This is a genomic window from Afifella sp. JA880 (assembly GCF_025379905.1).
Lineage (GTDB): Bacteria > Pseudomonadota > Alphaproteobacteria > Rhizobiales > Afifellaceae > Afifella > Afifella aestuarii.
The window spans coordinates 17,423-38,159 of sequence record NZ_JAOANH010000001.1 but is presented as its reverse complement, the minus strand read 5'-3'; the positions used below and the strand labels follow the sequence as shown (position 1 = coordinate 38,159).

The window sequence follows — 20,737 nt, the reverse complement described above, 5'->3', positions numbered from 1 at the left end:
GCCTTTCGAGATTCGCGGCCGGGCCGCATCCCGTGCGCAGCAGCGAGGCGACCCGGCACGCCGAACGAATCAGGCGCGCCGGAAACGTTGAATCAGATCATCAGTTCGATCAGGAAGGGCCCGTCGCGTTCGAAGCTCGCCTGCATCAGGTCTGCGAGCTCATCGAGTGTCTCGGCGCGTGCGGCTTCCACGCCCATGCCTTTGGCGAGATTGATCCAGCCAAGATCGGGATTTCCGAGATCAAGCATCTGCATCGCCGTCTCTCCCGGCGTCGCACCGACATTGGCGTACTCGCCGAGCAAGATCGCATATTGGCGGTTGTTCAAGATGACGGTCGTGACCGGCAGTCGCTCACGCGCCTGCGTCCATAGCGACTGGATCGTGTACATCGCCGAACCATCGGCCTGGAGATTGATCACCCGGCGCCCCTCGCCTGCAACGGCCGCTCCCGTCGCGACGGGCATGCCGTCGCCGATCGCTCCGCCGGCGAGGTGCAGCATGTCGTGCGCCGGCGCGGCATAGGTCTCATCGTACAAGCCACGGCTATAGGAGATAGCCTCCTCGCAGAGGATGGCATTCTCCGGCATCAGGGCCGCGACGGTGCGGGCCAGACCTTCAGACGTCGGCGCGCCGTATGCCACCTCCGGCCGCGGTCCCGGATCCGGCATTGCCGCAGGAGGAGCTCCAAGCTCATCGACGAGCGCCTGGAGCGCGACCACAACATCCTGGTCGCCGCGCGCCAATGTCTGCAGCTCTGCCTCCGCACGATATTCAATCGACGGCTGACCGGGATACGCGAAGAAGGAGACCGGCGGCTTTGCGGCTACAAGAATAATCTGTTCGAATCGTTCAAGCGCGGCCCGCGCGGCTTCGGCGACATAGGGGACCCTGGCGAGCGGCACACGCCCCCGCCCCCGCGCCACCTGCCCGCAGACGAAATCCGCCATGAGCGTGGCACCCGTCGCCTTGGCCACGCGCCAGGCGAGTTCCTGGGCCGGCTGGAGAAGCCCGGCGCCTCCGAGAAGAATGAGCGTCTCCCGGCCGTTCCGCAGCATCCGCGCGGCCGTCTCGACGGCATGGGGATCGAGCGGCGCCGCGGGCAGCGCCGGCAGCGCATCGGCCACGATCCCACCCTCGCTCCAGCAGGTGTCGGACGGCAGGATCAGCGTCGCCACCTGCCCCGGCAACACACGCGCGGCCTGCGCCGCGGCCGCAGCATCCCGACCGACATCGGCAGCGCAAGTCGATGCGCGCACGAAGCCGGAAACTGTATGGGCAAGGCTGCTCGTATCCATCGTCAGTGGCGCGTCGTGCGGGCGATGATACGTCGCCTGGTCACCGACGATGTTGACGATCGCGGCTCTTGCCCGGCGCGCATTATGGAGATTGGCAAGGCCGTTCGCGAGGCCCGGCCCGCAATGCAGGAGCGTGCAGGCGGGCTTGCCCGCGATCCGCGCGTAACCATCGGCCATCCCCGTGACGACGTTCTCCTGCAGCCCGAGGACACAGCGCATGCCGTCGATCTGGTCGAGCGCCGCGACGAAGTGCATCTCGCTCGTGCCGGGATTGGCAAAACAGGTATCGACGCCTTGATTGAGGAGAGTTCTGACGAGGCTATGTGCGCCATTCATCGCATTGTCCTTCTTGGAGGGTCCTTTTCGGAGACTTCTCTTCTGTGCCCCCAACCCAGAAACGAGGTTCCGGTTGAAGTGCAAAATGGGGCCGTGCTTCGCCCTGGTCGGTCACTTCCAGCGGCGACGGACGCCTCCCACCCGCCCCGTCCTATGGGACGGCACGTGTGGCGACAATGAGTTTTACGAGATGAAAAAGCCGCGGCGGAAAAAGCAACCAGCCGCGCCGGCCGGGTTGCTGATCCGCCACGCCGCGAGGACGCGGATACGAAAAAAGGCGGCTCACCACATGAGCCGCCCTTCCTAAAAAATTGATCTGCGACCTCAGTTCCAGCGCTTCAGAACGACGCTGGCGTTCACACCGCCAAAGCCGAAGCCGTTCGACATGGCGACATCGATCTTCTGCTCACGGGCTTCCGGCCCGATGAGATTGAGCCCTTCCGCACCCTCCATCGGATTTTCCAGGTTGAGGGTCGGCGGCAAAATGCCATCGCGCAGCGCGAGAATGGTGAAGACCGCTTCCAATCCGCCGGCCGCACCGAGAAGGTGGCCTGTCGCCGATTTGGTCGACGAAATCGCCACTTTGTGGTCGCCGAAGACGGACCTGACACCGGCAAGCTCACCGGCATCGCCGACGGGCGTCGACGTCGCATGCGCGTTGAGATAGCCGACGGCAGAAGGTTCAAGGCCAGCCTGCCGAAGCGCGATGGCCATGGCGCGGCGGTTGCCCGCCCCATCTTCCGGACCCGCCGTCAGATGATAGGCATCCGCAGTGGTCCCATATCCGAGGACTTCCGCGATCGGCGTCGCGCCGCGTGCCTCGGCATGTTCAAGGGTCTCCAGCACCAGCATGGCGGCCCCCTCGCCCATCACGAAGCCGTCGTGATCGCGATCGAACGGCCGCGAGGCCTTTTCGGGCGTCTCGTTGAAATGCGTGGAGAGGGCGCGGGCCGCCGCAAAGCCGCCAAGGCTGACGCGGTCGATGCAGGCCTCCGCGCCACCTGCCAGAATCACATCCGCTTCGCCGTCCCGGATCAGCCGCGCGGCATCGCCGATCGCCTGCACGCTGGCCGCGCAGGCCGTGACCGGCGCGCCGATCGGCCCGCGAAAGTGATGACGGATCGAAACCTGCCCGGCCGCGAGATTGACCAGGAACGACGGCACGAGAAACGGCGACAGACGCCGTGCACCGCGGGCGGTGGTCAGGTCGGCGGCGGCACGCATCGCCGGAAATCCACCGACGCCAGAGCCGATCACCGTGCCGGTGCGCTCGCGCTCGCCTTCATCCTCGGGATGCCAGTCGGCCTGCCCGAGCGCCTCTTCGGCCGCCACCATCGCCATCTGGATGAAACGGTCCATCTTCTTGAGGTCTTTTTCGGGCACCACGCGCGTGGGCTCGAAGCCGCCGTCCGCATCATCTGAAACGGAGGGAACGACACCGCCGATCTTGGACGGGATATCCGGGACGACGTCGTCGGGGAGTGCGCGGATACCGGAGCGGGCTTCGATCAACCGGCTCCAGACGAGGTCCACACCGCAGCCGAGCGGCGAGACGACGCCGAGCCCTGTCACGACCACACGCTTGTTCGGGTTCATGGAAACATCCTGACGTTCACATTCTCAGAAAGACGATTCGGCGCAACCTGCACTCCGGAGCCGCATGTGCAAGGCGGCATGACGCGCATTGCGCCATTGCACGGATCGACTCAAGCCTCCCGGAAATCAGCCGGTCGCCGATGCCGACCTCGGTCACGTACCGTCTTGCGCAGATCGAATAGCCTGACCTGGCGCCGCCGACCGCCCTAATCTGATGTCATTCACAAGAGCCTACAAGCGCCACGCAGAGATCGGGCTCTCCCCCCGGGACGCGGCGCATCGCCAGTGCATGGGCAACGAGCCACATGGTTCTTCTGTCACATAGTCGTACAAACTTGACCGCAATCAGCGGGCCATGCAATCGGACGCTGAGTGTCGGCTCTGCCTGACGCCAACGATGAGAACGAGTTCTGGGGGAGTGGATGACGACAACGCCCGCCTTTGAGCCAAATGCGCCGACGCCCGGCGCAAGCACATCCTGGCGCGAGCGGCTATGGCCGCGCGGCGGCAGCGGATCTGGCGAGAACCTGCGGCTCCTCGCCCTGATCATCCTCGCTTACATCGTCATCGTGACGTTCCAGTCGCCGGATTTCCTGTCGCTTGCATCTCTGTTCGACCTGATCCGCACGGGCTCCGCCCTCACCATCGTCGCCCTCGGGGTTCTCGTCGTCATGGTCACGGGCGGGATCGACGTGTCCTTCCTTGCGAACGCGATTCTGTCGGCCTGGATCGCCACCGCTTTGTCCAACGCTCTCGGGATCGACAGTCTCGCGTTCGCGCTCACCGTCGCGATCGGCATCGGCACCTTCGTCGGCCTCGTCAACGGCCTGATCATCTATCTGTTTTCGCTCCCGACCTTGATCACGACCCTTGCGATGCAGGGGGTTCTGCAAGGCGTGCTCATGGTCTTTCTCGGCGCACGGCCGATCACCGCGGGCTTCATGCCCTCCTCGCTGCGCGATTTCGGCACCTCAGTCCTGTTTGAGATCCCGGCCGGCCCCGGCTTCACCGGGCTTTCGGTCTTCGCAATTCCCCTCGTGATCGTGATCGCACTGACCTGGTATCTTCTCAACCGAACGCCGATCGGACGGGCGAGCTATGCCCTCGGCTCCAATCCCCTCGGCGCCGTACGCTCCGGCGTCGAAGTCTTGAAGATCAACCTCGTCGTCTACGGCTATGCCGGCGCGCTTGCGGGCCTCACCGGCCTCATGATGGTGTCGGAAATCCGCCTCGTGAATCCGGTCTCGCTCGTCGGCAACGAGCTCATCGTGCTCGCGGCCGTCGTCATCGGAGGCGCGAAGCTGACAGGCGGCACAGGCTCTGTCGGCGGCGTCGTTCTCGGCATGGCGCTGATCACGCTCTTGAGCAACACGCTGGTGACCCTTGGACTGTCCGCCTCGTGGAATCGCTTCTTCATTGGCGCAGCCATGGTGGCCATCGCTGCCATCTCTCATTACCGGGCGAAGCAGCGCAATCTGAAGCTCCTCAACTTCCAGGATGTGTGAGCACGGCAATGGCTGATACAACGCCTTCTCACCCCGCACCCACGAGCAAGCGGCCAGGATTGCAGGCCCGCCTCAACGAAGAATTCCTGGCCGAAGTCGTTCTCTACGGCATCGCGGCGATCGTACTCGCCCTGATCGCCCTGCGTCTTGGCGGTGCGTTCTTCAATGCCACCAACCTCGTCTCGGTTCTCGAGCAGGTGCCGGAATTCGCCCTCTTCTCGCTCGCCATGGCGATTGCCATGATCACCGGCGGCATCGATCTTTCCGTGATTGCGGTCGCCGACCTGTCGGCGATCTTCGCGGCCTACATCATGACCAATCCGAGCATCGTCGACGCGCTCGGGCCCGGCGGCGCGATCGCGCTTGCCACCGTCGTTGCGCTCGGAGCGTCCGTGCTGATGGGGCTTTTCAACGGCATCATCATCGCCCGTTTCGGCGTCCCGGCTCTGGTGACGACGCTTGGCACGATGCTGCTCTATTTCGGCCTCGCCTCAGGCCTGACGGGCGGCGTCGGCATCACCGGCATGCCTTCGGCGTTTACCGACATTTTGATGCTGAAGCTCGGGCCGATCCCGGTTTCGTTCTGCGGATTGGCGGTGCTGTTCGTCCTCGCATCCTTCTACATCCGCAATTCGCTCTTCGGAAAAACCCTGTACCTCTACGGCGACAACAAGGTCGCGGCCCTCTTCACCGGCCTGCCGATCAACCGCGCCATCATCATTTCTTATGCGCTTTCCGGCCTCCTTGCCGGGGCTGCCGGCCTCATCATGCTGGCGCGCTTCAATTCCATGAAGGTCGGCTTCGGCGACACGTTTTTGCTGCAGGCGATCCTCGTCGCGGTCTTGGCCGGCATGGATCCCTATGGCGGCCGCGGGCGGCTTCTCAACGTGCTCGCCGCCGTTCTGCTTTTGCAATGCGTGGAGAACGCCTTCACCATCGAAGGGCTCTCGCCTTACGCCAAGAAGATGATTTGGGGCGGTCTTCTCCTCATCTTCATGGCGCTGAACTTCTTCGTGCGCAGGATCGTGAGGCGCTCGCTGACGCGCGCCGCGCTCCGTGCTGGCTGATCAGGAGATGACAATGGGAACGATCACAAGCGGCTTTGAACGGGCCGTCGACGAGCTGAGCCAGGTGGCAAAGCGCCTGGATGAAGCCGAGATCAGCGCCTTCATGGACGCGATCATCAAGGCGAAGCGGGTCTTTCTGATCGGTGTCGGGCGCGAAGGCCTGTCGACCCGGGCCTTCACCATGCGCCTCATGCATCTCGGCAAGGAAGCGCATTGGATCTGGGACGACACGACGCCCTCGATCGGGCCGGGTGATCTGCTGATCGCCACCTCGGGCAGCGGCTCGATCGGCCATATCGATTATGTGCACGAGCAGGCCGTCGCGGCCGGCGCCGCCACCATCGTGGTCACCGGCGATCCGAGCGGCACGACGGCGCAGAAGGCGAAACAACGCCTGTTCCTGCCGGCCGCCGTCTTCAAGGGCAAGGCCGACGTGGTGCCATCCACGCAGCCGATGGGCAATCTCTTCGAGCAGGCCCTGCTCATTCTCTTCGACCAGATCGTGATCGCGCTTGCCGAGCGCATGCAGGTCGACCGCGAAACCATGGTCGGGCGTCACCGCAACGTCGAGTGACGTCGCGGCTTTTCCAGACGCTTAAGCTCTCGATCGAAATCGAAACCGACAGGACGCTCAGTCGTCCTGCCGGATCGTTGCGGCGATGCGAGCCGATGTAATCTCCGGACCCGAAAATTCCTCGACGATCCGTCCCGTGCGGAAAACGAGGACGCGGTTGCAGCTCATGGCGAGCTCGTCGAGATCGTCCGAAATCATGATGACGCCGCAGCCTTCGCGTGCCAGCGTCTGCACGATTTCATGGATCTCGGCCTTTGAGCCGACATCGATGCCGGCCGTCGGATTGTCGAGAATCAGGATCTTCGGCTCGGTCGCCAGCCATTTGGCGAGCACGACCTTCTGCTGATTGCCGCCGGAGAGGCTCTGCACGGGTTCTGCGGCCGATGGGGTTTTCACCCGCACCTTCGTCACCCATTCGTCGCCGATCGTCGCTTCCTTGTCGCTCGAAATGAGCGACAGCGCGCCCTTGATGCGCTCATAGATCGACGAGGCGATGTTCATGCGGATCGGCTTGCGGCCGAAGAGCCCCTGGCTCGCCCGATCTTCCGAGACGAGCACGATCCCGGCGCGCACGGCATCCTGCGGCGAGGTGATGCGCAATTCCGCACCGTCGACGAGCACACGGCCGGACTTCGCCGGATTGAGACCGAAGAGCGAGAGCGCGGTCTCCGTGCGCCCCGAACCAGTCAGGCCGGCAAAGCCCAAAACCTCGCCCGCGCGCAGCGCAAAAGACAAATCGCGGTACTGGCCATCGCGCTGAAGATCCTGGACTTCGAGGAGGACAGGCGCATCCGCCCTCACCTCGTCGCTCTTTCCAGCAACGACGCGCACACCCGTCATCAGGAAACCAAGCTCGCTGACGTTGATATCGGCGGGCGCATATTCACCCACTTCCTTCCCGTCGCGGAGCACGTAGATACGGTCTGCGATCTCGAACACCTCGTCGAGCTTGTGGCTGACGAAGATGACCGAAATTCCGCGTTCCTTGAGACGCCGCACCATGGTCAGCAATTGCTCGACATCGCGCGCCGGTAGCGCGCTCGTCGGCTCATCCATGATCAGCAGACGGCATTCCTGTGTCAGGGCGCGCGCGATGGCCGTCGTCTGCTTCGCGCCGAAGGACAGATCACCGAGCCTGGCATCGAGCGGCAGCTTCGCCCCGAGGGAGGCAAGCGCGTCTTCCGCCGTCTTTCGGCACGCCTTCCAGTCGACCCACAAGCCCTTGCGATGCTGGATCTCGTGGAACGCGATATTTTCGGCAACCGTGAGGTCCGGGAAGATCGCCAGATCCTGATAAATGATCTGGATGCCAAGGCGCATCGCCTGCGACGGGCTCAAGCGCTTATAGGCGTGGCCATCGAAAACGATGTTGCCGGAATCCGGCTCCTCGGCACCGCAGATGCACTTCATGAGCGTCGACTTGCCGGAGCCGTTCGTGCCGGCGATGCACAACACCTCGCCGGCAGCAATCGACAGGTCGACATGATCGAGGGCCTGGGTGGCGATATATCGCTTGCTCAGGCCCTCCAAGCGGATCAGTTCAGCCATGATCGCTGAGCATCCCCTGGGTCAGAACTTGTAGTCCTTCCAGTTCTCGGCGGTCAGGATCAGCGTCGCATCGCCATAGACGACACCGTCCTCGATGGTGACTTTGTCGTAGCCCGGCCGCTTCAGGTCCATGCCCGCCTCGACGGTTTCGCCATTCAGAAGCTTGTAGGCGACAAAGGCGGACGCGTAGCCGGCATCGGCAGGACGCCAGCAGAGCGCCACATTCTGATAGCCGTCCTCGAGATACGGGCCATTGATGCTCGGAAGGCCGAGACCGACCACGGCGATGTCCTTGCGGCGCAGCTTCTCGACCGCAAGGGCCGCCATCGATGTGCCCGACACCGAGCAGCCGACGATACCCTTGAGGTCCGGGTAGCGCTTCAGCACCTCGTTGACCTTGTCGAGCGCGGTCTTCTCGTCGTTGTTGTCCTCGATCGGCTCGGACAGGACGAATTCCATGCCCGGGTAATCGGCCTTGATGTGCTCCATGCCGGCATTGAACCACTGCATGTGCGTTTCCATCGTCAGCGCACCGACGATCGCGACGAACTTGCCTTCGCCATTCATGGCCTTGGCGAGCTTATCGAACATGAGGGCGCCGAAATCCTCGTTCTTGAAGGCTTCGACATCGTAATCGGCCGTGCCCGCAAGGCTCTTCGCCTCATGGCTGACGATGACGATACCCGCGTCCTTGGCCTTCTGCAGCACCGGCTCCATGGACTTCGGATCGTTCGGGACGACGAGGATGGCGTCGACATTCTTGGCGATCAGGCTTTCGACCATCTGCGCCTGCTTGGCGGGGTCTCCGGTCTCGGGCGCGATCTGATAGGCGTTGACGCCGAAATCCTTGGCGAAATCCTCCACGCCCGTGCGCATGTCGTCGAACCAGGAGATACCCTCCTGCTTGGCGCACATGACGATCTCGAACTTCTTGGGCTGAGCCCAGACTTTCGACGCTCCCGGAAGCGCGGCACCAGCCGTCAGAAGGGCGGCGGAACCGAGCAATGTTCTTCTTGTAATCACTGTTGGTCTCCTTTGTCTCCGAGGAGGAGAGCACGCTGCGCCCGCCCTTTTAATTGCACCTTGATTTGCATCAAGGACAATTTTGAGCCCGATCGTCGCGCAAAAGCGTCAGCCTGGCGGTAAGGGGTGGCCTAAGAACGCCACCCGCACGAGCGCACCAGAGCCCGCTGCTCAGACGATGAAAGCAGCCTCTCCCGGTCTTTCGTCGAGAAGCCGTTTGAGGCGCAAGAGCCCGTCTTCCACCCGCGAGTGACACGCCTCATGGCTGAGGCAGAGGCGAACCGCGGCAGGCGCGATGGCGGGATCAACGCAAAAGGACCGTGCGGAGCGCAGGGCGACACCCTCACGCTGCGCCGCCGCTTCGAACGCATCCGGCCGCCATCCATCCGGCAGATGCAGCCAGATATGAAAGCCCGCCGGATCGGCAGCCAAGCGGCTCCCTTTCAACGTCGCACGCGCCAAGGCTTGCCGCGCCTCGGCAGCCTGACGCTTCTCTTCGTTGAGGCGCTCCGCCGTCCCATCCTCGATCCAGCGTGTCGCGATCTCCGCCATCAGCGGCGGCGGCATCCACGAGGAGAGTGCGACACCCGCCCGCAAAGCTCTCTCATGGCGCATGGGCGCGCTCAGATAGCCCACGCGCAGACCCGGCGCGAGGCTCTTTGAGGTGCTCGCCACATAGATTGTCTGATCGGGCAGACAGGCACCGAGAGGCGCGGGCCGCGAGCACGGCAGAAAGCCGAAAACGTCGTCCTCCAGAATGTCGATGCCGTGACGCTCGGCGACTTCGGCGACGGCCTGTCGGCGCGCCTCGGACATCGTCGCCGTCGTCGGCGTGTGCAGCGTCGGCATGGTGTAGAGAAGCCGAGCGGCCGTGGCCTTGCATTGTTCGTCGAGAGATTGAGGCAAGAGCCCCTCCCCGTCCATGGCGACAGGAAAAACCCTGAGACCGAGACGCTCGGCCGCTGCCAGGACGGGTGCATAAGAGAGCGCCTCGGCGAGGATCGCATCGCCAGGCCGCGCCAGCGCCAGGAGCGCCACGAAGAGCCCCTGCTGCGAGCCGTTGGTAAGCACGATCGACCGCCCCTGGTGGGGAAGCCCGATCGTTTCGATCCATGCGCCCGCGGCCTCTGCGTGCCGCTCTGCCGTTCGCCCCGGCCAGTGATCGAGAAAAACCCCGAGCCCCGGCTCGCCCGAGATCGCGCCCAGCGTTTCTGCAAGTTGCCTTTCTGCCCCGCCGAGCGGCGGCAGATTGTTGGCGAAATCGATTGCATCGCCCGCGGGCCGCGCGAGCCCCGCATTCCATGCACCACTTGCCGCGGCGGTGACCGCTTTCGCATCGCGCACATAGGTGCCGCGCCCGACGCTGCCTTCCAGAAAGCCCCGACGCACCGCCTCGCCATAGCCGCGCGTCACCGTCGAGAGCGACAAGCCCAGCCGCCAGGCGAGATCGCGCTGCGGCGGCAGCCGCTCGCCGGCACTTAAACTCCCATCGGAGATCGCCGTGCCGATCGCCTCGGCGAGTGCTGTGTAGGCCGGGCCGGAAAAGCGGGAAAGATCAGGGATCCACATTGCCATCAATACAATAATCCGATTGCATTCAATACCGCACGAGACATACCAATACAATCACACACATCTTCTCATGGAACGGTGATGTCCACGTCGCATCGTACCGGCATTCTCTACGCCCTTTGTTGCCTCGCCATCCTATCGGCGATGCCGCTCATCGCCGATGCGCGTCCCGAAGGATCGAGCGGCCTCTCCTTCGCCATCTGGCTCACCTTCTGGCAGCTTATCGCGGGTCTTCCCCTCTTTATCGTCGAGCTCCGACGCGGGGTGCCCGCAAGCACGGCAGCGCAAAGACCTTCCACCCGAACGCTCGCAATCGCGCTCTTGACCGGCGCGATGTTCGCGGTGGCGACCTACATGTATGTGGTGGCGGCCAAGAAGGCCGGGCCCGTCAGCATGGTGATCGCGCTGCAGGCCTATCCGCTCTTCGCCATCCTTCTGGAGGCGGTTCTTCTCGGCAAACGCAAGAGCACCACCGAGCTCGGTTTCACCGCACTCCTCCTCGCAGCCCTGGTCTATCTCACCACCGGCGGCACGTTTCGCGTGGCGGACATCTCATGGTGGTCGGCCTATGCCCTCGGCATCCCGGCATTATGGGCCATCGCACATGTGCTGCTGCGCCAGGTTCTGACGACGACGTCGATCACGCCAAACCAGGTGACCGTCACCCGCCTCGTTATCTCCGGCATCGTGCTTCTCGCCCTTCAGGCGGTCATTGGCGAACCGGGCGCTCTCTTGCAGGGTTTCACCGATCCGACCTTCCAAAAGGCCGCGATCCTCCTCGGCGTCGCTTACTATCTGGAGCTCGTCCTGTGGTTCAACGCCATCCGCCATATCGATGTCTCCGTGGCGAGCTCGATCACCGTGCCGACCCCAGCGGTCACCATGCTCATCACGGTGGTCGTGCTCGGCGGGCGCGTGGAGACGTTTCAGATCCTGGCGATGGCCGTCATCTGCGTGGCGCTTTATGGGCTCCTCTTTGCCGGCCGTCAGGCACGCCGCGCACCCTCGCCCGGTTGACCGTCCCCGATAGCAGCAGCACCACCGTGCGAACCGGTGCCTGATCTCACCGTGACGCCGGCCATGCCATCAGGCGTTGGTGGCTCGCCTTGCGGCTTTGTGGCAAGGACGGCGAATGGCATCGCTCCCCTCCTCTCTGACCAACACGCCCGCCGAGATGGTGCGCGGCATCATGATCTTTGTCGCCGGCGGCATAATCATCCCGACGATGGATGCCTTGAGCAAGCTCCTCATCACGCAGCACGGCCTTTCGGCCGGCGAAGTCGGAGCCGTTCGTCTCTTTCTCCAGGGCGTGCTGATCTTGCCCCTGCTCCTTCATTGGGAAGGGACCGCCGCTCTGCGCATTCCGCATCTCGGGCTCAACCTCCTGCGGGGTGCCTGTCTCGGTTTCGGCAGTCTCGCCTTCTTCGCCGCGCTGCGTTTCCTGCCGCTCGCCGACGCGATTGCGATCTTCATGATCGAACCGATGATCGTGACCCTTTTGTCCGGCCTATTCCTCGGCGAAAAGGTAGGATGGCGGAGGATCGTCGCGGTTCTGGTCGGATTTGCCGGAGCGCTCATCATCATCCAGCCGAGCTACGCGGTCTTCGGGCTGCCCGCTCTCCTGCCGGCTCTGACAGCATTCCTTGTCGGAGTCTATTTCATCTTGAGCCGCCACGTGGCGCGCGGTGCGAGCGCCTTCGCGATGCAGTTTTATGCAGCGCTCGGCGGCTTTGCGGTCATCGTCGCCGCGATGATCGTCTGCCGTCCATTCGGCATCGAAGATCTTGCCTTCTCGTGGCCGGCAAGCACTCTTGCCTGGACCTTGTTGCTGGCGACAGGCGTCATCGGAACGTTCGCCCATCTTCTCTTCAACCGGGCCTACCAGCTCGCCCCGGCTTCGGTCCTCGCCCCTTTTGGCTATACCGAGATCGTCTCCGCGGTGGCCCTCGGCCTCCTGGTCTTCGGCGACCTCCCGAATGCTCCGAAATGGGCCGGGATGGCGATCGTCGTCGGCTCCGGCATTTTCATCTATCTGCGCGAGCATCGCATCGCCCGCACCACGGCAAAGCCGCCGGTCACGCACTGAGGCGACCGGCGGCTCGAGAGGCTCAAGCGTTCAAGCGCTCAGAGCGGGATGTTGTCGTGCTTCTTCCAGGGATTGGCGAGTTCCTTGCGGCGCAGAAGCCGGAAGGCGCGGGCAACCCGCCGTCTGGTCGATTGCGGCATGATCACGTCGTCGATATAGCCCCGCTCCGCCGCCACGAACGGATTGAGGAAATGATCCTCATAGGTCTTGGCGTGCTCGGCGATCTTTTCCGGATTGTCGATATCCTTACGGAAGATGATCTCCACCGCACCCTTGGCGCCCATGACGGCGATCTGCGCCGTCGGCCAGGCATAGTTGATATCGCCGCGCAGATGCTTTGACGCCATCACGTCATACGCGCCGCCGAAGGCCTTGCGCGTGATCACCGTCACCTTCGGTACCGTCGCTTCGGCATAAGCAAAAAGGAGCTTGGCGCCGTGTTTGATGAGGCCGCCATATTCCTGCGACGTGCCGGGCAGGAAACCCGGAACGTCGACGAAGGTGAGGATCGGGATGCCGAAGCAATCGCAAAAGCGCACAAAGCGTGCCGCCTTCCGTGAGGCATCCGAATCGAGGACGCCGGCCAGAACCATCGGCTGGTTTGCCACGACACCGACCGTACGTCCCTCGATACGGCCGAAGCCGGTGAGGATGTTCTTCGCATGGTCGGGCTGAATCTCGAAGAAGGCCGCTTCGTCGAGCGTCTTCAGGATGGCTTCTTTGATATCATAAGGCGTGGTCGCCGAATCCGGGACCAGCGTATCGAGAGATTTCTCCTGCCGATCCCAAGGATCGTGGACCGGAATTTCCGGTAGTTCGGCCTTGTTGTTGAGGGGCAGGTAATCGTAGAGGCGACGGATCTCCAAAAGTGCCTCAACGTCATTTTCAAAGCCGCCATCCGCCACGGACGACTTCACGCAATGCACGGATGCGCCGCCGAGCTCTTCGGCTGTCACCGTCTCGTTGGTGACGGTCTTAACGACATCCGGGCCGGTCACGAACATGTAGGACGTGCCGCGCACCATGAAGATGAAATCGGTCATTGCCGGCGAATAGACATCGCCGCCCGCGCACGGGCCCATGATCACCGAGATCTGCGGAATGACGCCGGAGGCAAGAACGTTGCGCTGGAAAATCTCAGCATAGCCGCCAAGTGCCGCGACACCCTCCTGGATGCGCGCGCCGCCGGCATCGAAAAGCCCGATGATCGGCGTGCCGTTCCTAAGCGCCATGTCCTGGACTTTGCAGATCTTCTCCGCATGCGCCTCGGAAAGCGAGCCGCCGAAGACGGTGAAGTCCTTGGCGAAAACGTAGACGGGGCGGCCGTTGATCGTCCCCCACCCGGTGACGACGCCGTCGCCCGCGATCTTCTGCTCCTCCATGCCGAAGGCCGAAGAACGGTGCTCGACGAACATGTCGAACTCTTCAAACGAGCTGTCATCGAGAAGCACCACCAGGCGCTCGCGCGCCGTCAGCTTGCCCTTGTCATGCTGGCCCGCAATACGCTTCTCGCCGCCGCCCGCGCGCGCATTGGCGCGCCGCTTTTCCAACTCCACTAGAACGTCACGCATTCTACCCCCCAATCAGATTGATCTTGTTCCCATGGCCATTAGCCGGTTTAGAATCTCGTCTTCATATAACGGCCTACGCCAATCGGCGGCATTTGTTGAGAGAGATCGGATGCGAATCTGGCGTTGATGTGAAGAGGCATGACCGCTTCGTGACATTGCGCGCCGTGGCGCACGCTATATTCATGGGGATCACGAAGGGAATGCACCAATGCCAGAGCCGGCCGAGCCGCGAACGGAAATCGTCTACCGGCACATATGGACAACGCGCATATGGCACTGGCTGAACGCGTTCTGCCTCTTCTTCCTTCTCACAAGCGGTCTGCAGATCTTCAACGCGCATCCCGCACTCTATCTCGGCACCCAGTCGAACTTCTCCGACTCCCTCGTCTCCATGACCGCCATGCGTACGGGTGACGGCAGCCTGCGAGGAATTACAGAAATCGGCAGCATGGACTTCGACACGACCGGCTTTCTGGGCGCCTCGCGCGACAGCAGCGGGGCACTTGTCGCCCGCGGTTTTCCCGCCTGGGCGACCATCCCGAGCTACCGAGACCTTGCCACCGGTCGGATCGTGCATTTCTTCTTCGCCTGGGTGCTGGTGGCGGGTGGCCTCGCCTATGTCTGCGTCAGCCTTTTCAACGGCCATTTCCGCCGCGATCTCATTCCCCGCCGCGGCGAGCTACGCGCCATGCCGCGCGCGATCGGCGATCACCTCCGCTTCCGGTTCGGACGAGTGGCGCATTACAACATTCTGCAAAAGCTCTCCTACCTCATCGTCATCCTCGGCCTCATTCCAACGATGGTCGCCACCGGCCTCGCCATGTCGCCGGGGATGGATGCTGCACTGCCCTGGCTTCTCGATCTGTTCGGTGGACGCCAGTCGGCACGCACGCTGCATTTCATGACGATGAGCCTGCTCGTCCTCTTCTTTGTCGTTCACATCGCCATGGTCCTGGCGGCGGGCCCGGTCAACGAAATGCGTGCCATCCTCACCGGGCGGTACCGCATGCGGCCCGAGGCGAAGGGAGAAACCTCATGACCGTCTCCCTAACCCGTCGCGGCCTCATCCGGGCCGCCGCCATTGGCGGTGGAGCCGCGCTCATGTCTGGTTGCGACCGCATCGTCCAGAATCCGATGGCACGCGCTTTCTTGCAGCGGGCCGAAGATCTGACGATGGCCGCGCAGCGCAGCCTCCTCGATCGCGAGGCCCTGGCGCGCGAGTATTCCGAAAGCGAGATCATCCAACCGCAGCGTCCGAACGGCTCGATCAGTCCGCGCGATCCGGAATATCGGGAGATGGCCGCGAATGGCTTCGCCGATTGGCGTCTTTCCGTCACCGGCCTCGTCGAGCGACCGCAATCCCTGTCGCTCGACGAATTACGCGCCATGCCGGCGCGCACGCAAATCACGCGGCATGACTGCGTCGAGGGATGGAGCTGCATCGCGAAATGGACGGGCGTACCCCTCGCCGCGGTTCTCGACGAAGCCGGTGTCAAACCCGGCGGCAGCTACGTGGTCTTCCGCTGCGCGATACGCTCGGTCGCGAAAAATACTACGAATCGATCGATATGATCGACGCACGTCACCCGCAGACGATCCTCGCCTACGGCCTCAACGATGAAACCCTGCCGGTCGCAAACGGTGCGCCGTTGCGCGTGCGCATCGAACGCCAGCTCGGCTACAAGATGGCGAAGTACGTCATGGGCATCGAGGTCGTGGGGAGCTTCGCCTCAATCCGCGGCGGCAAGGGCGGCTATTGGGAAGACCGCGGCTACGAATGGTATGCCGGCATCTGAGCCATAACCGCCAGCGGAAACGGAAGGACAGTTCAGGCGCGCAGCACCATCGCGGCCACCGAGAACTCAGAGCCGCGACGGTCACGCCGCTCCTTCGCCTCGAAATCCTCACCCCATTGCGAGATGTTGAAATCCTCGTCGACATGCGCAGCGGCCCAGGCAGCCTCGGCATCGATCACACCTTCCGCCAGGGCGAGCGCGATGAGTGCCGATCCGGTCAGCGTGGTTGCCGTGTGGAGAGCCGCGAGCGACAGCGGCTCGTCAAATCCCTCGAGAGCCTCGCGCACGGCCTGAAGCCCCTCTTCCGGTTGATCGACCGGCATGACCCCTTCGACCAGACGGAAGCGAACCGAAAAGCGGCTTTCCGCCCAGGCAAGCAGCGGGTCCCAGATCTCGCGCTGCCGGGCGACGAGAGCTTCCGGCTCGCCGGCACGGTAAAAGAGAAGGTCCGTGCCCGCATAAGCCGCCACCTCTTCGCGCACCGCAGGCATTTCGTCGGCCACCCCATCGATCGCGACATTGGCGAGACGTGTGAGCGGCATCGTCAGAGGATCGATGCGTTCTCCCTGAGCGTCCCATTCCTCGGCAAGGCTTCGACCGAGATCTGCGCGCGCGACGGCAAGCGGCTTCTTACCCGGCGTGCGGGCTGGACGCTCGTCGAGGTGAAGCTCGAAACCGGATTCCGTTTCAACGGCTTCGGCCCGTTTATAGAATCTCTTTGGCAGCTCCCTTGCCGCGTGCTCGCGCGCCTTCGACATCGCATCGTCGGGCTTTGCAGGAAAATCGGGCAACAGGCTCTCCTTGCTCAATAGATCTGGGCTCACTGGGTCTGGGCGTAGTCAGGGTCCAACATCTCACGCACCCGGCGGAACGACACGGCGGACCGGCGCAGGCCTGTTGACCAGATAGATACCGCCGGCGACGAGCAAAAGGGCAAGGCCGTGACGCCAGCCGACAGGATCGCCAAGGAGCACCGCCCCGAAGAAGACGCCGGAGACCGGAACGATAAAAGTAAAGGCGTGGAGCAGCGGCGCGGAATGGGTTCTCACCAGCCAGAACCAGGCGAGATAGCTCGCCCCGGCGACGACGACACCTTGATACAGGAAGGCGAGGAGTTCGATCGAGGTCACAGGCCCGATCCCCGCCTCCCCGACAAGGAACGACAAGGCAAAGCCGAGCGGTGCCGAGACCAGCAACTGGTAGAGAAGGATTTCTTCGGCGGGCGCTTCGCGCAAGGTCGTGCCCTTCACGACCAGGGTCGTCCCGCCCCAGAAGACGGCGGCCAGAATGCACAGCACGTCACCAGCCGCCGTATTGAGCGTTCCCGGGCTCAGCCCGTCGAGGAAGGCGACCACGATCCCCACGAACGCGAGCGTGAGCCCAGCGGCTTTTGCCGCAGAAATCCTGTCTCCCAGCCAAAAGTGGGCTCCGATGGCGACAAAGAAGGGAGCGGTATTGAGGAAGACGACGCTGCGTGAAGCCGTCGTCATCGTCAGACCGAAGAAAACGAGAGCGAACTCCATCCCGAACAATATTCCGGTCAGGACACCCGGGCCGAAATGCCGACCCGACCGAAAAACCGGCACGCCGCGCGCAAAGCACCAGAGAAGCACCAGACCGCCAGCGACGGCAGAGCGCAGCCCCATCTGCAGCATCGGCGGGAAGCCACCGAGTGCCACTTTGATGGCGACCTGGTTGAACCCCCACATCACAGTCAGGAGCACGAGCAGAGAGGCAGGCTTCGCCCCAAGCGCTTGCGACATCGCGGTCAAACGGCCTCGGCCGCAGCCTCCCCGCCGGTCTCGTCAAAACCGAGCACGGCCCAGCTCTGCGCCATATGCGGCGGCAGCGGCGCCGTCACATCGAGAACTCCGCCGGTGGGATGAGGCAAAATGATTCTCCGAGCAAGGAGATGCAGCCGGTTTTGAATGCCGCCTGGCAACTCCCAGTTCTCTACGTCGAAATATTTGGAATCGCCGATGATCGGATTGCCGATATGGGCTGCATGGGCTCGAAGCTGATGCGTGCGCCCCGTCACCGGCCGCATGATGAGCCACGAGAGCCGCGAGCCAGCCTGATCAGCCACCGCGTAGTGCGACAGAGCATGATCCGCCCCCCGCTCGCCATGGCGGGCCACCCGCATACGCTCCGCATCATCGCCCTCGCCGCGCACCAGAAACGTCGAGATCTTGCCCTGCGGCGGCTTCGGAACGCCCTTCACCAGCGCCCAATAGAGCTTGCGGCTCTCCCGCTCCTTGAAGGCCTTGCCGAAAAACGCCGCGGCGCTTCGCGTGCGGGCCACGACAAGCACGCCGGCCGTGTCGCGATCGAGACGATGAACCAGCCGCGGCTTGCGGCCGTGGCGATCGCGAAACGCCTCCAGCATCCCGTCGACGTGACGATTGACGCCCGATCCGCCCTGGACCGCGAGACCGGCAGGCTTGTTGAAGACGTAGACTTGGCTGTCCTCGTAAAGAAGTGCATCGTTCAGCACATCGACATCGCGCCGGTCGCGGATGGTCGCTTTCGTCTGCGGCCGCACATCGCCTGTCGCAAGCGGCGGCACGCGCACCTCCTGACCGGCGACGAGACGGGTCGAGGTTTTCACGCGCCCCCCGTCCACACGCACCTGGCCGGAGCGAAGAAGCTTCTGCAGATGGCCGAAACCGAGGCCCGGATAATGCTCCTTGAACCAACGATCGACGCGCATGCCGGATTCGTCCCGGTCGACGCGCCGCATCACGACGGAGGCCGGGGCACTCATGCCAGGCTCCCGGAGACTGGCTCGCGGTGTGACCGCGACACGAGGGTCACGGGGCTGACACGAGAGCCGGAATATCGGTCGCGGACGATAAGGAGAACTTGCTTCATAACCTGAGCGCTTAGAGCGTTTTGTCGGCCGAATGAAGCCCGCCTCGCGACGACCGCGCGTTTTTGCATCCTGAACGTCAACAAAAAAGGGCGCGGGGTAACCGCGCCCTTCTTCAGAACCGAGGTTTTGACGGATCAGGCCGTCGCCTCTGCCTCCTTCGCTTCGACCAGCGCCCGCTGCTCGCCCTTCAAGCCCTGATAAATGCACCAGATCATCAGGAGCAGGATGAGCGCAAAGGGAAAGCCCGTAGCGACAGCGGCCGATTGCAGAGCTTTGAGCCCGCCTCCGAGAAGGAGCGCGATTGCCACCAGCCCCTCGAAGGTCGCCCAGAAGACCCGCTGTGCGACCGGTGCATCGACCTTGCCACCGGCCGTGATCGTATCGATCACCAGCGAGCCGGAATCCGACGAGGTGACGAAGAAGACAATCACCAGGACGATGCCGATGAACGACGTGATCGAAGCAAGCGGCAGATGCTCCAACATCAGGAAGAGCTTCACAGGCAGCTCGGCACTGACGGCCCCGTCATAACCATTCATCAGCTGCGAGATCGCGGTCCCGCCAAAGGCCGTCATCCAGAAGATGCTGACGACAGTCGGGATGATGAGGACGCAGATCATGAACTCACGCACCGTCCGCCCGTACGAAACACGCGCAATGAACATGCCGACGAAAGGCGACCACGAAATCCACCAGGCCCAGTAGAAAGTCGTCCAGCCATTGCGGAAACCGTCATCGCTCCGGCCGATCGGGTTCGACAGCGGAATGATATCGCGCGCATAGGCGACGATGTTCTCAAAAAAGCCGGAGACGATCGCAAGGGTCGGCCCCACAGCCACGACAAAGACGAGCAGCAGGAAGGCCAAAGCCATATTGATCTCGCTCAGCCGCTTCACGCCAGCGTCGAGGCCGGCCAGAACCGAGGTCAGTGCGCAGCCGGTGATGGCGACGATCAGCCCTACCTTCCATGGGTCGGTCGCGGGGATGCCGAAGATGTGGTTGAGACCGGCCAGTGCCTGTTCCGCACCGAAGCCGAGCGAGGTCGCCAAGCCGAAAAGTGTCGCAAACACCGCGAGCGTATCGATGACATGGCCGAGCCAGCCCCAGACAGCCTCACCGAAGATCGGGTAAAAGGCAGACCGGATCGTCAGCGGCAGGCCCTTATTGTAGCTGAAAAGGGCAAGGGCGAGCGCGACGACGGCGTAGATCGCCCAGGGGTGCAGACCCCAGTGGAAGATCGTGGCCGCCATGGCGAGCCGCCTTGCACCTTCCGGATTGTCGGGCGCACCCATCAAGGGCGCATCGCTACCTGCCTGCGCGGCATCTGATGCAACGGACGCGTTGTAATGCGTCAAAGGCTCCGACACGCCGTAGAACATCAGCCCGATACCCATGCCCGCGGCAAAGAGCATGGCGAACCACCCAGAGTAATTGTACTCCGGTCTTGCATCAGGACCGCCCAGTCGGATTTTCCCGAGAGGCGAGACGATCAGAAACAGGGAAAACAGGACGAAGACGTTTCCGGCAATCAGGAAGAGCCAATCGAGGTTCGATGTCAGGAACGGTCGCAGCCAGGTGAAGAAGCTCTCCGCGCCCTGTTGAAAAAGGAGGGTGAAGACGACGAACAGAATAATCGTCAGCCCTGACACGATGAATACGGGGTTGTGAAAATCGAGACCAAGGACCTGGATATTGTCCTGACCGACTTCATAGTCGGTCGGAATATCCTCGGTCGCGTCGCCTGTTTGATCCACCGTCTGTTCGCTCATATAGCTCCTCGTTTGTCTGTTGGACGAACGAAAGCACCGCTCCGAGGCGGGATCCGTCGCACATCTTTTTGAAGCCCAAAAGGAGGTAGAAGGCGGCAACGCAGGGTCAAGGAAGAGCACGCCAGAT

Annotated in this window: 16 protein-coding genes and 1 pseudogene; 7 read left to right on the top strand and 10 right to left on the bottom strand. The window is 63.1% G+C overall.

Features of this window, described 5'->3' with window-relative positions; translation table 11 throughout:
• Positions 1 to 92: 92 nt before the first annotated feature.
• The gene (locus tag NYQ83_RS00230; RefSeq protein WP_261211232.1) at positions 93 to 1,631 is read right to left on the bottom strand and encodes an acetolactate synthase large subunit; all 1,539 of its coding nucleotides are present in this window, start codon (positions 1,629 to 1,631) and stop codon (positions 93 to 95) included.
• A gap of 324 nt (positions 1,632 to 1,955) precedes the next feature.
• On the bottom strand, positions 1,956 to 3,227 hold the full coding sequence (gene fabF / locus NYQ83_RS00225) for a beta-ketoacyl-ACP synthase II (RefSeq protein WP_261211230.1): 1,272 nt from the start codon (positions 3,225 to 3,227) through the stop codon (positions 1,956 to 1,958).
• Between the two features lie 422 nt (positions 3,228 to 3,649).
• On the opposite strand from fabF, the gene NYQ83_RS00220 reads away from it, so the two are divergent.
• The 3 genes from NYQ83_RS00220 to hxlB are packed head-to-tail and all read left to right on the top strand — an operon-like array spanning position 3,650 to position 6,373.
• On the top strand, positions 3,650 to 4,732 hold the full coding sequence (locus NYQ83_RS00220) for an ABC transporter permease (protein ID WP_261211228.1): 1,083 nt from the start codon (positions 3,650 to 3,652) through the stop codon (positions 4,730 to 4,732).
• A gap of 8 nt (positions 4,733 to 4,740) precedes the next feature.
• A complete protein-coding gene (locus NYQ83_RS00215; RefSeq protein WP_261211226.1) occupies positions 4,741 to 5,799 on the top strand; it encodes an ABC transporter permease in 1,059 nt (352 codons plus the stop codon).
• Between the two features lie 13 nt (positions 5,800 to 5,812).
• The gene (gene hxlB, locus NYQ83_RS00210) at positions 5,813 to 6,373 is read left to right on the top strand and encodes a 6-phospho-3-hexuloisomerase (RefSeq protein ID WP_261211224.1); all 561 of its coding nucleotides are present in this window, start codon (positions 5,813 to 5,815) and stop codon (positions 6,371 to 6,373) included.
• Positions 6,374 to 6,430: 57 nt separating this feature from the next.
• On the opposite strand, the gene NYQ83_RS00205 is transcribed toward hxlB, so the two are convergent.
• From NYQ83_RS00205 to NYQ83_RS00195, 3 genes are all read right to left on the bottom strand, one after another.
• Positions 6,431 to 7,921 (bottom strand): sugar ABC transporter ATP-binding protein, encoded by a 1,491-nt coding sequence (locus tag NYQ83_RS00205; RefSeq protein WP_261211216.1) that lies wholly within the window; start codon positions 7,919 to 7,921, stop codon positions 6,431 to 6,433.
• A 21-nt stretch (positions 7,922 to 7,942) separates the two neighbouring features.
• Positions 7,943 to 8,944, bottom strand: a complete 1,002-nt coding sequence (locus NYQ83_RS00200) for an autoinducer 2 ABC transporter substrate-binding protein (protein WP_261211214.1) — start codon at positions 8,942 to 8,944, stop codon at positions 7,943 to 7,945.
• 171 nt (positions 8,945 to 9,115) lie between these two features.
• Complete coding sequence (locus NYQ83_RS00195) at positions 9,116 to 10,519, bottom strand: PLP-dependent aminotransferase family protein (protein WP_261211212.1); 1,404 nt, start codon at positions 10,517 to 10,519, stop codon at positions 9,116 to 9,118.
• A gap of 78 nt (positions 10,520 to 10,597) precedes the next feature.
• Here NYQ83_RS00195 and NYQ83_RS00190 point away from each other — a divergent pair, with 78 nt between their 5' ends.
• Both NYQ83_RS00190 and NYQ83_RS00185 read left to right on the top strand, forming a co-directional pair.
• Positions 10,598 to 11,533, top strand: coding sequence for a DMT family transporter (locus NYQ83_RS00190; protein WP_261211210.1), 936 nt, complete (start codon positions 10,598 to 10,600; stop codon positions 11,531 to 11,533).
• A 115-nt stretch (positions 11,534 to 11,648) separates the two neighbouring features.
• Complete coding sequence (locus NYQ83_RS00185) at positions 11,649 to 12,602, top strand: DMT family transporter (protein WP_261211207.1); 954 nt, start codon at positions 11,649 to 11,651, stop codon at positions 12,600 to 12,602.
• A 38-nt stretch (positions 12,603 to 12,640) separates the two neighbouring features.
• Here NYQ83_RS00185 and NYQ83_RS00180 read toward each other — a convergent pair whose 3' ends face one another.
• Positions 12,641 to 14,173, bottom strand: a complete 1,533-nt coding sequence (locus NYQ83_RS00180; RefSeq protein ID WP_128294249.1) for an acyl-CoA carboxylase subunit beta — start codon at positions 14,171 to 14,173, stop codon at positions 12,641 to 12,643.
• A 208-nt stretch (positions 14,174 to 14,381) separates the two neighbouring features.
• Here NYQ83_RS00180 and NYQ83_RS00175 point away from each other — a divergent pair, with 208 nt between their 5' ends.
• Both NYQ83_RS00175 and NYQ83_RS00170 read left to right on the top strand, forming a co-directional pair.
• Complete coding sequence (locus NYQ83_RS00175; protein WP_261211203.1) at positions 14,382 to 15,212, top strand: cytochrome b/b6 domain-containing protein; 831 nt, start codon at positions 14,382 to 14,384, stop codon at positions 15,210 to 15,212.
• Positions 15,209 to 15,969, top strand: a pseudogene (locus NYQ83_RS00170) (molybdopterin-binding protein). Before NYQ83_RS00175 ends, NYQ83_RS00170 begins: the two are co-directional and overlap by 4 nt.
• A gap of 32 nt (positions 15,970 to 16,001) precedes the next feature.
• Here the strand turns inward: NYQ83_RS00170 and NYQ83_RS00165 are convergent.
• From NYQ83_RS00165 to NYQ83_RS00150, 4 genes are all read right to left on the bottom strand, one after another.
• Entirely contained in the window at positions 16,002 to 16,760 is a 759-nt protein-coding gene (locus NYQ83_RS00165; protein WP_261211202.1) for an ATP12 family chaperone protein, read from the bottom strand.
• A gap of 63 nt (positions 16,761 to 16,823) precedes the next feature.
• Entirely contained in the window at positions 16,824 to 17,732 is a 909-nt protein-coding gene (locus NYQ83_RS00160; protein ID WP_261211190.1) for a DMT family transporter, read from the bottom strand.
• A 5-nt stretch (positions 17,733 to 17,737) separates the two neighbouring features.
• Positions 17,738 to 18,733: an RluA family pseudouridine synthase gene (locus tag NYQ83_RS00155; protein ID WP_234628235.1), complete on the bottom strand. Its 996-nt coding sequence runs from the start codon at positions 18,731 to 18,733 to the stop codon at positions 17,738 to 17,740.
• Between the two features lie 242 nt (positions 18,734 to 18,975).
• Positions 18,976 to 20,610 (bottom strand): BCCT family transporter, encoded by a 1,635-nt coding sequence (locus NYQ83_RS00150; RefSeq protein WP_128294253.1) that lies wholly within the window; start codon positions 20,608 to 20,610, stop codon positions 18,976 to 18,978.
• Between the last annotated feature and the right edge of the window lie 127 nt (positions 20,611 to 20,737).

Bases quoted from the DNA above. Each gene is read 5' to 3' on its own strand.
- NYQ83_RS00215 (WP_261211226.1), top strand. From the start codon at position 4,741: ATGGCTGATACAACGCCTTCTCACCCCGCACCCACGAGCAAGCGGCCA.
- NYQ83_RS00220 (WP_261211228.1), top strand. From the start codon at position 3,650: ATGACGACAACGCCCGCCTTTGAGCCAAATGCGCCGACGCCCGGCGCA.
- NYQ83_RS00160 (WP_261211190.1), bottom strand. From the start codon at position 17,732: ATGTCGCAAGCGCTTGGGGCGAAGCCTGCCTCTCTGCTCGTGCTCCTG.
- hxlB (WP_261211224.1), top strand. From the start codon at position 5,813: ATGGGAACGATCACAAGCGGCTTTGAACGGGCCGTCGACGAGCTGAGC.
- NYQ83_RS00155 (WP_234628235.1), bottom strand. From the start codon at position 18,733: ATGAGTGCCCCGGCCTCCGTCGTGATGCGGCGCGTCGACCGGGACGAA.
- NYQ83_RS00230 (WP_261211232.1), bottom strand. From the start codon at position 1,631: ATGAATGGCGCACATAGCCTCGTCAGAACTCTCCTCAATCAAGGCGTC.
- NYQ83_RS00180 (WP_128294249.1), bottom strand. From the start codon at position 14,173: ATGCGTGACGTTCTAGTGGAGTTGGAAAAGCGGCGCGCCAATGCGCGC.
- NYQ83_RS00205 (WP_261211216.1), bottom strand. From the start codon at position 7,921: ATGGCTGAACTGATCCGCTTGGAGGGCCTGAGCAAGCGATATATCGCC.
- NYQ83_RS00190 (WP_261211210.1), top strand. From the start codon at position 10,598: ATGTCCACGTCGCATCGTACCGGCATTCTCTACGCCCTTTGTTGCCTC.
- NYQ83_RS00195 (WP_261211212.1), bottom strand. From the start codon at position 10,519: ATGGCAATGTGGATCCCTGATCTTTCCCGCTTTTCCGGCCCGGCCTAC.
- NYQ83_RS00175 (WP_261211203.1), top strand. From the start codon at position 14,382: ATGCCAGAGCCGGCCGAGCCGCGAACGGAAATCGTCTACCGGCACATA.
- NYQ83_RS00150 (WP_128294253.1), bottom strand. From the start codon at position 20,610: ATGAGCGAACAGACGGTGGATCAAACAGGCGACGCGACCGAGGATATT.
- fabF (WP_261211230.1), bottom strand. From the start codon at position 3,227: ATGAACCCGAACAAGCGTGTGGTCGTGACAGGGCTCGGCGTCGTCTCG.
- NYQ83_RS00185 (WP_261211207.1), top strand. From the start codon at position 11,649: ATGGCATCGCTCCCCTCCTCTCTGACCAACACGCCCGCCGAGATGGTG.